The organism is uncultured Phenylobacterium sp. (assembly GCF_902826855.1).
Lineage (GTDB): Bacteria > Pseudomonadota > Alphaproteobacteria > Caulobacterales > Caulobacteraceae > Phenylobacterium.
On record NZ_CADEGK010000137.1, the window covers coordinates 2,345 to 12,882 of the forward strand.

Here is a 10,538-nt window from a genome sequence, read left to right on the forward strand (position 1 = left end):
ACGGCCGAGGGCCGGAAGCCCGACAGCACCAGCGCCGGGTAGGTCCCCGCCAGGCCGGCGATCACCACCAGCGCCGCCAGCACGGAGAGGCCAAGCGCAGGGTTGGTCAGGTAGTCGAAGGTCATCCGCTTCTGCGTGAAGGCGTTGAACGCCGGCATCAGCAGTTCCGCCAGCGCGAGCGCCAGGAGCGCGGCGGCGGCGACATAGAGCACGGCCTCGCCCATGAACTGGGCGATCAGGTCCTTGCGACTGGCGCCGGCGGCCTTGCGCACGCCGACCTCCACCGCTCTCCGGGCCGCGCGGGCGGTCATCAAGGTCACGAAGTTGATTGCGGCGACGACCACGATCAGGAGACCCACGGCCGCGATGGCCGCCAGGACGCCGGGGTCCGCCGAGGCCTTCGCGTTGAAGATGTCGAGTGTGGACGGGGTCAGGTGGATGCGCGTGAGCGGAAGGAAATGGGTCGCCCGCGTCGCCCGCGACGCGCTGGCGGCGTTCATGGGGAAGCGGGCATCCAGGAACGCGGGCATCCGAGCGGCCAGGCCGTCCACCGCAACCCCCGGCTTCAGCCGGACGTAGGTGTAGAGCGTGGTGTCGAGGGGTCCGTTGATCTCCCCGTATTGGGAGATCGGGCTATGCGGCGACTTGGCAGAGGCGAAGATCTCTGCCGTGACATGGGTGTTCGACGGCAGATCCTTCAGCACGGCCGTCACGCGGAAAGGCTCGCGGTTGACCGTCAGGATTTCGCCGACCGGGTCGTCGCGGCCGAAGTACTTGCGCGCCATGGCCCGGCTGAGGACCAGACTGTCCGGCGTATCGAGCGCGTGCTCAAGGTCCCCCGCGACCACCGGTAGGCGGAGGATGCGGAAGAAGTTGGCGTCCGCGTAGTAAAGCCCCTGCTCCGAGGCGACGACGTCGCCGCGCCGCACGGTGGGCGGGAAGTAGGCGTTGGCCAGCCGGCCGGCCAGTTCCACCTCGGGGAAGTCCTGCGGCATACGCTCGGCCAGCTTGATCTGCGACAGCTTGGTCTCGATCGGCTTGGAGCCCGCGACCGCGATCGTCGTCGTCATCAGGTAGATGCGCTCGCGATCGGGCACGAACCGGTCGAAGGTCAGCTCGTCGCGCACGTACAGACCGATCAGCATCGCGGCAGCGAAGCCGATGGCCAGGCCCACGATGGTGACGCCTGCGTAGAGCTTGTTGCGCGCCAGGTTGCGCAGCGCGGAGGCGAGGTAGTTGCGGAACAAGGGGGGCCTCCGGCTTCTAGGCGGCGAGCAGGGTTTCGGACACCACGCGGCCGTCCAGCAGCTTGATCGTGCGCTGGGCGACGGCGGCGTGGACGAGGCTGTGGGTGACCATCACCACCGTCACGCCGGCGCGGGCGGCCTCGGTCAGCAGGCGCATCACCTCGTCGCCATTGGCGGTGTCGAGGTTGCCCGTGGGTTCGTCGGCCAGGATCAGGCGCGGCTCCGAGACCAGCGCGCGGGCCACCGCCACGCGCTGCTGCTGGCCACCGGAAAGCTGCTGCGGCCGGTGCCGCGCCCGGTGGCCGATGCCCACCCGGTCCAGCGCCTCGCCCACGCGCCGCTTCCGCTCAGCGCCCGAGACGCCGCGGTAGAGCAGCGCGACCTCGACGTTCTCGGCCACCGTCAGGTCGTCGATCAGGTTGAAGCTCTGGAACACGAAGCCGATGCTGTCGCGCCGCAGCTTGGTCAGCCGCGCCTCCGAATGGGCCGCCACGTCTTCGCCGAAGAAGTCGTAGGAACCACTGGTCGGGCTGTCCAACAGCCCCAGCACGTTCATCAAGGTCGACTTCCCGCAGCCGGACGGGCCCATGATGGCGACGAACTCGCCCGCCCCGATGCTGAGCGAGACCCCGTTGAGGGCCAAGGTCTCCACCTCTGTGGTGCGGTAGACCTTGGAGATATCGGTAAGCCTGAGCATGAGCCCCTCCTATTTTGTCAGCACCACCCGCTCGACCTTTTCGAAGCCGGTGTAGTCCGATGTGATCACCCGTTCGCCAGGTTTGAGCCCCGCGAGCACTTCCACCTGGTCGGCGTTACGGCGGCCGATCTTGATGCTGCGTCTGTCGGCGTGCTCGCCATCGCCACCGACCACCATCGCCCAGGCGCCCCCGGTCTTTTCCAGGAAGGCGCCAGCCGGCAGCAGCAGGCCCGGGCGGTCGCCGCCCAAGGTGATCTGGCCCTCGAGCGCCTGGCCGGGCGCGACGCCGTTCGGTCCGGCTCCGGCGAAGGCCAGTTCCACCAGGAACGTGGCGTCCTTCACCTGCGGATCGACGCGGGTCACCCGCAGCGGCCAGGCGCGGCCGTCGGCCTCCACCTGACCGGCTTGCCCGACGCGCACCCGGTCCAGGTAATATTCGTCGACGCGGGCCTCGATCTTGTAGCCGCTGTCGGCCACGATCTGCCCCAGCCGCTCGCCGCGGTCGTGGATCTCGCCCACGTTCAGGTGCATGTCGGCCAGCTTGCCGGCCACCGGCGCGCGCAGCGTCAGGCTGTCCAGCTTGGTGCGCACCACCTTCAGGCTGGTCTGCAACGTCGCCAGGTCGGACTGCAGCTGCGGCAACTGGCGGCGGCGCAGCGCATCCTGAGTGCGGTTGGTGGTGATCTGCAGCGGCTGCAGCTGGCGGCTGAGTGTCAGCTGGTCGCGAACGTCCTCGTACTTCTGGCGCGGCACGTAGCCCTGGGCGAGCAGCGCCTCCAGCCGGCGCGCGTCCCGCTCCAGGCGCACCACGTCGTAGTCGATCTGCGCCGCCGCCTTCTCGTTGGCCGCCCGCGCGTCCTCCAGCTGCTTCTCGTAGGCCTGCAGCTGGGTGATGGATTCCGACAGCCGCGCCTCCCGGTCCAGCACCTCAAGCTCGAGCTGGGTATTGCGGAACTTCACCAGCGGCTGGCCGGCGGCGACCACGTCGCCGGATCGCGCCAGCACCTCGCTGACCTGCCCGCCCTCCTGGAGGCCCAGGTAGACCACGTCGCGCGGGACGACCTTGGCGCGGAGCGTGACGAAGTCGCGGAACACCCCGGCCTCGACCGTACCCACGACCACGCCGGTCGCCGGCGTGCGCAGGGAGGTTCGCGCGCCGGCGAGGGCGAAGCCCAGGAACACGACGGCGATGACCACGCCCGCGGCCGCCGCCGCCAGGAGCATGCGTCGCCCCTGCCAGAGAGGCCGTTTGACCGGTGTGTCCATCAGCTGCGTCATGTCCATCCCAGTATCCCGGCGCTCGGCCAAACACGGAAACGCCGCGATTCCAGCGAGTTAGCGGACCTGCGCGCTCGGCGGTGCGGCCCGGGTGTCCGAATTCGGACAGCGCCGCGCCGGGCCTCTGGCCGCGTGAGGAGCCAAGTCCCTGATTGGCTTGGCCTTTGCCCCCCGGGACCGCGGGCCTTAGGCTTGGGAGGTGGCCAGCAACCTCTCCTATCTGATCGTGGACGACGACGCGGACGTGCTGAAGGCCGCCGTGATGGCGCTCGCAGGCCCGGCGCTCGTCGTCGAGGCCCTCGCCGCGCCGGAAGGCCTGGAGGCCCGTGCTCCGGCCTGCGACGCGGTGCTACTGGACATGAACTTCGCCGCCGGCGCGCGGGACGGCGCCGAGGGCTTCGACGGCCTCGCCCGCCTGCGCGCGGCCGACCCGGCGCTGTCGGTGGTGCTCATGACCACCTACGGGGGTGTCAAGCTGGCGGTGGAGGCGCTGAAGCAGGGGGCGGTGGACTTCGTTCTCAAGCCCTGGCGAAACGAGGCGCTGGCCGAGACCATGCGCGCCGCCGCAGCCCTGACCGCCGAGCGCCGCGCCGGCTCTCAACTCAACCTCGACGCCATCGAGCGCCGCGCCATCGAGCGTGCGCTGGCGCTCTACGAGGGTAACGTCTCGCGCGCCGCCGCTGTGCTCGGCCTCACCCGGCCGGCCCTCTACCGCCGCATGGAACGCCATGGCCTTTAGCGCCCGCCATGCCGACTCAGACCGATGGGGCGATCTGCGCTTCGGCCTCGGCGTCGCCGTGCGCGCCGTCATCATCGGTGTCATGGCGTTCGCCGCGGTGGCTGCGGTGGCGGCCGGGTACTACGCGACCGCGGCGGTGCTGGCGGTCCTGATCCTGGCCCTGCTCGCCGACTTGGTGCGGAGCATCGGCGCCGCCGACCGGCTCATGGCCCAGTTCATCGACGGCCTGACCACGGAAGGCCACGACCGGCCCGCGCCGCGTCGCGGCTTCCGGCAGATGACGCTGGCCATCGACACCGCCCTGGGCCGCCTGGGCGTCGCCCGCGCCGAGCGGCAGCGCCGCATCGACCACCTCGAGGCGCTCACCGACAACGTCGCCGCCGCCCTTCTGGTGATCGACGTCACGGGCGAGATCCTCAGCGCCAACCGCGCCGCCCGCCAAGGCCTGGGCGCCGTGGCCGGACCGCTGGCCAGTGTCCCGGCGCTTTCGGCGGAAACCGCAGAGCGGCTCATGGACCTGGCCCCCGGCGCGCGGGTGATCCTGCGCCTGCAGGACGGCCGCGCGGTGCTGGCCCAGGTCGCCCTGTTCACCGCCGAGGCGCGCGCCTATCGCCTGGTCTCCCTGCAGAGCCTGGCGGGCGAGCTCGACGCGGTGGAGCTGAAAGCGTGGCAGGATCTGGTCCGCGTGCTGGCCCACGAGATGATGAACTCCCTGACCCCCGTCTGCTCCATCTCCGAGAGCCTGGCGGCCCGCCTGCGCGCGGGCGGGGCGGACCCGGCCGAGGTGGCAGAGGCGATCGAGGTCATCGCGCGGCGCAGCACCGGGCTGATGAGCTTCGTCGAGCGCTACCGGCGCCTGACCGATCTGCCCAACGCCGAAAAGATCCGCCTACCCGCCGCCGATCTGATCAAGGGGCTCGATCGTCTGCTGGGCCCTTTGATGGCCGATGGCGGCGTCGACTATGCCAGCAAGGTCGAGCCCGCCAGCCTCATCCTGGACGCCGACCCCGACCTCCTCGAACAGGCGCTGATCAACCTGCTCAAGAACGCGCTGGAGGCCGTGCGTGGCCGTCCCGACGCCGCCGTCCGGTTGGCCTGTCGCGTCGACGAGGACCAGGCTGTGCTGATCGTTGAGGACAACGGGCCCGGATTGCCCGAAGGCGACCCGGAGGCTGCCTTCGTTCCCTTCTTCACCACCAAGCAGGGCGGCTCGGGGGTGGGCCTCACGCTCGCACGCCAGATCGCGCTGGCCCACGGCGGACGCCTCGACCACGCCCGGCGCAGCGCCGGCGGCGTGGTCTTCCGCCTCTGGCTGCCCCTGGGCTAGAAAGCTCAGGAAGGAGCCTCGAGGGACATGAAGAAGAGCGCAGCCCCGACGGACGAGCCCCCGTCCCGCCTGATCGACGCCAGGATCGCGGAGCTGGGCGGCTGGCGTGGCGCGGCGCTGGCCCGCGTCCGCGCGCTGATCCGGGAAGCCGACCCCGATGTGGTCGAGGAGTGGAAGTGGAACGTGCCGGTGTGGTCGCACGACGGCCTGATCTGCACCGGCGAGGCCTACAAGGCCGCCGTGAAGCTGACCTTCGCGAAGGGGGCGTCGCTCGCCGACCCGTCCGGCCTGTTCAACGCCAGCCTCGACGGAAACACCCGGCGCGCCCTCGACATCCGCGAGGGCGACGAGGTCGACGCCGGGGCCTTCAAAGCCCTCATCCGCGCCGCCGTCGCGCTGAACGGTTCCAAGGCCAGATAGGCGGGCCCCGCGGAGGCGAGGCCCCCGCGCGACGGCCCCCTCATCAGCGTCGGAAAGTGACGCCCACCCGGAACGTCTGCGGCGCGGCGAAGCTCTCCACGCCGTCGGCCGTCTCGCCCACCTCGATCTTCTCGTCAGCCAGGTTCTCGACGGCCACATAGGCCTCCAGGTCCTCGGCGAAGCGCCAGGTGGCCCGCGCGTTCAGGCTGATCCCCGCCGAGAGGCGGCGGCTGTTGAGGTCGTCCTCGAAGCGCATGCTCTCGTAGCGCAGGTCGGCCGAAAGGCTGAGCGCCTCGGTGGGCCGCACGTCCAGCCCGCCGGTGACCGTCCAGCGTGGCGTCTGCGCCGGGCGCAGCCCAGTGAGTTGTGGGGCCTTGGCGCCCCCGTGCACCTCCGCGTCGGTGTAGCTGAGCGCGGCGCGCCAGTTGATCATGTCGCCGAAAGCGCCGGAGCTGTCGGCCTCGACCCCCCAGGCCTCGATCTCACCGGCGTTCTGGCGCTGGCGCAGCGTGCCGCCGGCCGGCACGAAGCCCGCCGTAGGGAAGGTGCCCGGGCCCATGCCGATGGTGACGTTGGCGATCGGGTCCTTCAGGCGGTTGAAGAACACGGTCGCCCCCCAGTGGACCGGCCCGTCGCCGCCGACGCCCGCCTCGATGCCCTGCAGGGTCTCGGGCTTCAGGTTCGGGTTGGCTTCGGTGATGTCGTTGCCCACCCGGAACGGCCGATGCAGCTCGTTCAGCGTCGGCGCCCGGAACCCGGCGTAGGCGGCGCTGCGCACATAGAACGCCTCGCTCAGGGCATAGCGGATGCCGACCCGGCCGGTCGGCAGCGTATCGGAGCGGTTGGGGCCGGGCGCATTCAGGAGGATGGCGCCGGTCGCCGTGTCGCGCTCGATCCGTTCGGCGTCATAGGCCCGCGCCCGATCCAGCCGCACGCCGCCGGTGAGGATCAGGGGGCCCTGATCCAGCGCGGCTTCCAGGTAGGCGCCGGCCACCAGCGTCTTGCCCCCGGCGGTGCGGTCGCGGGTAAAGGAGCCGGCCATGAACCGGAACCGCTCGCGCTCTGTGCCGTCGGTGAGGCGGATGTCGGTTCCGAGCTCCCAGTTCGCGGCGCCGGCCTGGCCCTGCCAGGCGGCATTGAGGCCGTATCCGACCGCGGGCGTGTTGTACTGTTCGTTGGCGGGCGTCGTCGTGGCGCGGTTGGCGGCCACGGCGACGGAGCTGTTCTCCAGGTCGCTCATGCGCACCCAGCCCTGCAGCCGCCAGCCGCCGACGCCCTCCGAAGCCGGCTGGGCCAGGGTGAGCGCCGCGGAGACGCCGGACGCCTCGGAGCGCGCCCCGGAGAGTCCCGCGCCCTGGCGGACCTGGAAGCCGGACAGCCGCAGCGCGGTCTGCACGCCGCCGAAGTCGTGCTGCGCGCGGAAGGCCAGCGAGGTGTCACTGAATTTCAGCCGCTGGTCCGCCGCCCCGCGGCGGGGCCCGCGCACGGCGTAGTAGCCGTCACTTTCAGAGCGCGCGGCGGTCACCAGCACGCCGGGCCCACCACCTACGGCGACCACGCGGTAGCTGTCGCGCTCGCCGTACGAGACCTCTGCCAGCCCCAGGCCGTCCACCGTGCCGCGTTCCTGCAGCGCGACCGTACCTGTCAGCGCGCCGGCGCCATAGGGCCCTGCGCCGGCGCCACGCACGATGGTCGCCCCGTCCAGGCCCTCCGACGGCAGGGCGCTCCAGATCACCCAGCCGCCGAACGGGTCGTTCTGGGGCGCCCCATCCAGGGTCACCAGCGCCCGGCCGGCGCCCGATGGCGCGATGGACCGCAGCGACAGCCCCTGGGTCGTCGGATTGGCAGCGCCCGAGCCGGTGCGGCGGAACAGCGACACGCCCGGCGCGCTCTTCAGCGCCTCGTCCAGCCGAGGCTGGGTCTTCAGGATCTCAGGCCCCACCTGCACCGCACTGAACGCCGCCTCGCCGCCCAGTGGGGCGAGGCGCGGCGCATGCACGATGACGACTTCGACTTCGGGGGGCGACGGCGGCAGTGTTTCGAACATCGGGTCTCGTATCGCTGGTATCGAGGGGAGTGAGAGGGCTAAAGACGCCCGCGGGAGAGCGCAATGGCAAAGGTCGCGATCGTCACCGGTGCGGGTTCGGGGATTGGCCGGGCTGTGTCCCTGGCGCTACTGCGGGCGGGATGGCGCGTCGCCCTCGGCGGCCGACGCGAGCAGCAGCTGGCCGGCACGGCGGCGCTCGGCGAGGGCGCGCCGTGCCTGGTCCACGCCACCGACGTGTCCGATCCGGATAGCGTAGACGGCCTTTTCGCGGCGACGAAGGATCGCTTCGGCCGCCTCGATCTGCTCTTCAACAACGCCGGGACCGGCGCTCCGCCTTCCGGCAGATGAAACCGCAGGATCCGCGTGGCTGCCGGATCATCAACAACGCCCCGATCGCCGCCCACGTCCCGCGGCCCGGCTCAAGCTCCTACACTGCCACCAAGCACGCCATTACCGGCCTCACCCGCTCCACGTCCCTGGACGGACGGCCGTTCGACATCGCCTGCGGCCAGATCGACATCGGTAACGCCGCCACTGAAATGACCGCCCGCATGGCCGGCGGCGTCCCCCAGGCCGACGGGTCGATGAAGCCCGAGCCGACCATGGACGTGGCCGCCGTCGCCGACGCCGTCCTCTACATGGCCGGACTGCCGCTCTCCGCGAACGTCCAGTTCATGACCGTCATGGCCACCCAGATGCCCTTCATCGGGCGTGGGTGAAGGCGCGCCTACCGCGCTGCGAAGGGCAGCGGGGCCGGCTTCTCTACGTCGGCGTCGGTGAAGTTCGGAGCCCGCTTGCCCATGTTGGCATTGACCGCCTCCACCTGATTGGCGGAGCCGATGAGTAGGGTCTGCTCGCGGCTCTCCTCCTCCAGGATCTCCTGCTGGCTGCCTTCCTGCATGAGGTTCAGCAGGCGCTTGGCCGCGCGGATGGCGTCGGGGTTCTTCGAGGCGACTTCGCGAGCATACTCCAGCGCCTCGGCGCGAGGGTCGTCGCAGACTCGGGTGGCCAGGCCCATGGCCAGCGCTTCCTCACCCGAGAAAATGCGGCCGGAGTAGGTCAGGTCGCGGGCGACGTCGTCGCGCACTAGGCCACGCAGCAGCGCCATGCCCGCCATGTCCGGGACCAGGCCCCAGCGGATCTCGAACACCGACAGCTTGGCGTCGCGCGCCACGAACCGCATGTCCGCCGAGAGCTGCAGTTGGTAGCCGCCGCCATAGGCCACGCCGTGCACCGCGGCGATGACCGGCACCGGAATCTCGCGCCACACCATCACCGCATGCTGGGCATGGTTCGAGCCGCCCGCCGTGCGCTTGGCGGTGACCAGGCCGCCGCCCGTGCCCGCGCCGCCCTTGCGCTCGCCCGAGGCCATGGCGGAGAAGTTGGAGGTATCGAGCCCGGCGCAGAACGCCCGGCCGTCGCCGGACAGCACCACTGCGCGCACGCCTTTCTCGCCCTTCAGCCGTTCGCCGGTCTGGATCAGGGCCTCGAACATGGCGTTGTCGAGGGCGTTCATCTTGTCGGTGCGGATCAGGCGGACGTCGGCGACGCCATCCTGGATATCGACGGAAACGCGGTCGTTCATGGGTCTAGCTCCTATTGCCGCTTCGCCAGCACATAGCCGACGCGCGGGAAATGCACGTTGATGACGCCCAATTCGCCGGCTTGGCGGGCCAGGGTAATGCGGTCGCGGGTCAGCGCCACCAGGACGCCCTCGATGGGATCGCGGCCATAATCATCGGCCTGGACCACCACCGGGTCGCCGGGCCGCAGGCTGGTCATCTCGTGGTCGTCGCTGGGCAGCGGATCGGCGGGCGTCTCGCGCGCAGCCAACTGCACGGCGTCGCCGGGCGCCATTTCGCTGCGCCGGCCGTAGCCGATCGCGTCCATGCGCTGGCGCCACGCGGCCAGTCGCGGCAGGCCCGCCATCAGCTCTTCGCCGGCCTGGCCCGCCGCGCTGGCGGTCCACCAGACGTTCATCCAGACCGCCACGTCGGCGAGCGAGGGCGTCGTCCCGCCCAGGAAGTCGCCGCGCGCCAGGCCGTCCTCCATCCAGCTTGCGTAGGCGCGCCACTGCGGCCGCATGAACGGCAGGGCGGCCTTCATGGCGTTCACGTCGAACGGCCGGCCCGTCATCTTCTCGCGGTCGTCGGCGAAGTCCTTGTCGACGCCGGTCTCGCCGAAAATCACCGCCACCGAGACCGAGAACCAGGTCCGGTCGGCCCACAGGTTCACCGCCCAGTCCGCGCCGCGCACCGTCGGCGGGTCGGGATAGCGCCGCTCGATCTCGGCCGCGATCACCTGGGTGTCGCAATAGATGTCGGCGCCGACCTGCATCACCGGGATACGCCGGTACCCGCCGGTCAGCGGGACCAGGTCCGGCTTCGGCATGATGATCGGCTGATCCACCGCGCGCCACGCCAAGCCCTTGACCCCAAGCAGCTTGCGCACCTTCTCGGAGAAGGGCGACGTTTCGTAGTGATGCAGGATGATCTCGGGCATGCTGCGCCGAACCTATGCCAACGCCGCCGCCCTTCAAACCGGTACGTGACGTCAAGCCCTAGAAGGAGGTCACGTCCTCAGCGCCTCTTGCAGGTCGATCTTCTGCGCCCGCTTCGCCGCCTGGAAGGCGGGCCGGGCCTTGAGGCGTTCCCAATACCCCTGGATCGCCGGTGAGAACTTCCCGTCCAGCTTCAACTGCTTGGCGAGAAGCAGCGCATAACCCACGGAAATATCAGCGGCTGTAAACCGACCTGCACACAGCCAGTGCCCCTTGGCCAGCC

Annotated in this window: 11 protein-coding genes and 1 pseudogene; 5 read left to right on the forward strand and 7 right to left on the reverse strand. The window is 70.6% G+C overall.

Annotated features, from left to right (window positions below; genetic code table 11):
* From QZV94_RS17200 to QZV94_RS17210, 3 genes are all read right to left on the reverse strand, one after another.
* Nucleotides 1-1,247 (reverse strand): ABC transporter permease (locus tag QZV94_RS17200; RefSeq protein WP_293679381.1); only part of this gene is annotated, 1,247 nt, incomplete at its 3' end.
* A gap of 16 nt (nt 1,248-1,263) precedes the next feature.
* Complete coding sequence (locus QZV94_RS17205) at nt 1,264-1,944, reverse strand: ABC transporter ATP-binding protein (protein ID WP_293679383.1); 681 nt, start codon at nt 1,942-1,944, stop codon at nt 1,264-1,266.
* Between the two features lie 9 nt (nt 1,945-1,953).
* Nucleotides 1,954-3,228: an efflux RND transporter periplasmic adaptor subunit gene (locus QZV94_RS17210; RefSeq protein ID WP_293679385.1), complete on the reverse strand. Its 1,275-nt coding sequence runs from the start codon at nt 3,226-3,228 to the stop codon at nt 1,954-1,956.
* 193 nt (nt 3,229-3,421) lie between these two features.
* On the opposite strand from QZV94_RS17210, the gene QZV94_RS17215 reads away from it, so the two are divergent.
* The 3 genes from QZV94_RS17215 to QZV94_RS17225 are packed head-to-tail and all read left to right on the forward strand — an operon-like array spanning nt 3,422 to nt 5,708.
* Nucleotides 3,422-3,961: a response regulator gene (locus tag QZV94_RS17215; RefSeq protein WP_293679387.1), complete on the forward strand. Its 540-nt coding sequence runs from the start codon at nt 3,422-3,424 to the stop codon at nt 3,959-3,961.
* Nucleotides 3,951-5,288, forward strand: coding sequence for an ATP-binding protein (locus QZV94_RS17220; RefSeq protein WP_293679389.1), 1,338 nt, complete (start codon nt 3,951-3,953; stop codon nt 5,286-5,288). The genes QZV94_RS17215 and QZV94_RS17220 overlap by 11 nt, the downstream gene beginning before the upstream one ends.
* A 27-nt stretch (nt 5,289-5,315) precedes the next feature.
* Nucleotides 5,316-5,708: a DUF1801 domain-containing protein gene (locus QZV94_RS17225; protein WP_293679391.1), complete on the forward strand. Its 393-nt coding sequence runs from the start codon at nt 5,316-5,318 to the stop codon at nt 5,706-5,708.
* Nucleotides 5,709-5,751: 43 nt separating this feature from the next.
* On the opposite strand, the gene QZV94_RS17230 is transcribed toward QZV94_RS17225, so the two are convergent.
* Entirely contained in the window at nt 5,752-7,755 is a 2,004-nt protein-coding gene (locus QZV94_RS17230) for a TonB-dependent receptor (protein WP_293679393.1), read from the reverse strand.
* A 63-nt stretch (nt 7,756-7,818) separates the two neighbouring features.
* Between QZV94_RS17230 and QZV94_RS17235 the strand changes: the two genes are divergently transcribed.
* The gene (locus QZV94_RS17235; RefSeq protein WP_293679395.1) at nt 7,819-8,103 is read left to right on the forward strand and encodes an SDR family oxidoreductase; all 285 of its coding nucleotides are present in this window, start codon (nt 7,819-7,821) and stop codon (nt 8,101-8,103) included.
* Complete coding sequence (locus QZV94_RS17240) at nt 8,100-8,474, forward strand: SDR family oxidoreductase (RefSeq protein WP_293679397.1); 375 nt, start codon at nt 8,100-8,102, stop codon at nt 8,472-8,474. Before QZV94_RS17235 ends, QZV94_RS17240 begins: the two co-directional genes overlap by 4 nt.
* Nucleotides 8,475-8,482: 8 nt before the next feature.
* Here the strand turns inward: QZV94_RS17240 and QZV94_RS17245 are convergent, their stop codons facing one another.
* The 3 genes and pseudogenes from QZV94_RS17245 to QZV94_RS17255 form a co-directional block, all read right to left on the reverse strand.
* Nucleotides 8,483-9,340 carry a crotonase/enoyl-CoA hydratase family protein gene (locus QZV94_RS17245; RefSeq protein WP_293679399.1) on the reverse strand — a complete coding sequence of 286 codons (858 nt, stop codon included), beginning with the start codon at nt 9,338-9,340 and terminating at the stop codon, nt 8,483-8,485.
* Nucleotides 9,341-9,351: 11 nt separating this feature from the next.
* A complete protein-coding gene (locus QZV94_RS17250; protein WP_293679401.1) occupies nt 9,352-10,257 on the reverse strand; it encodes a glutathione S-transferase family protein in 906 nt (301 codons plus the stop codon).
* A 69-nt stretch (nt 10,258-10,326) separates the two neighbouring features.
* Nucleotides 10,327-10,538 (reverse strand): annotated as a pseudogene (locus tag QZV94_RS17255) (glutathione S-transferase); the annotation flags it as partial.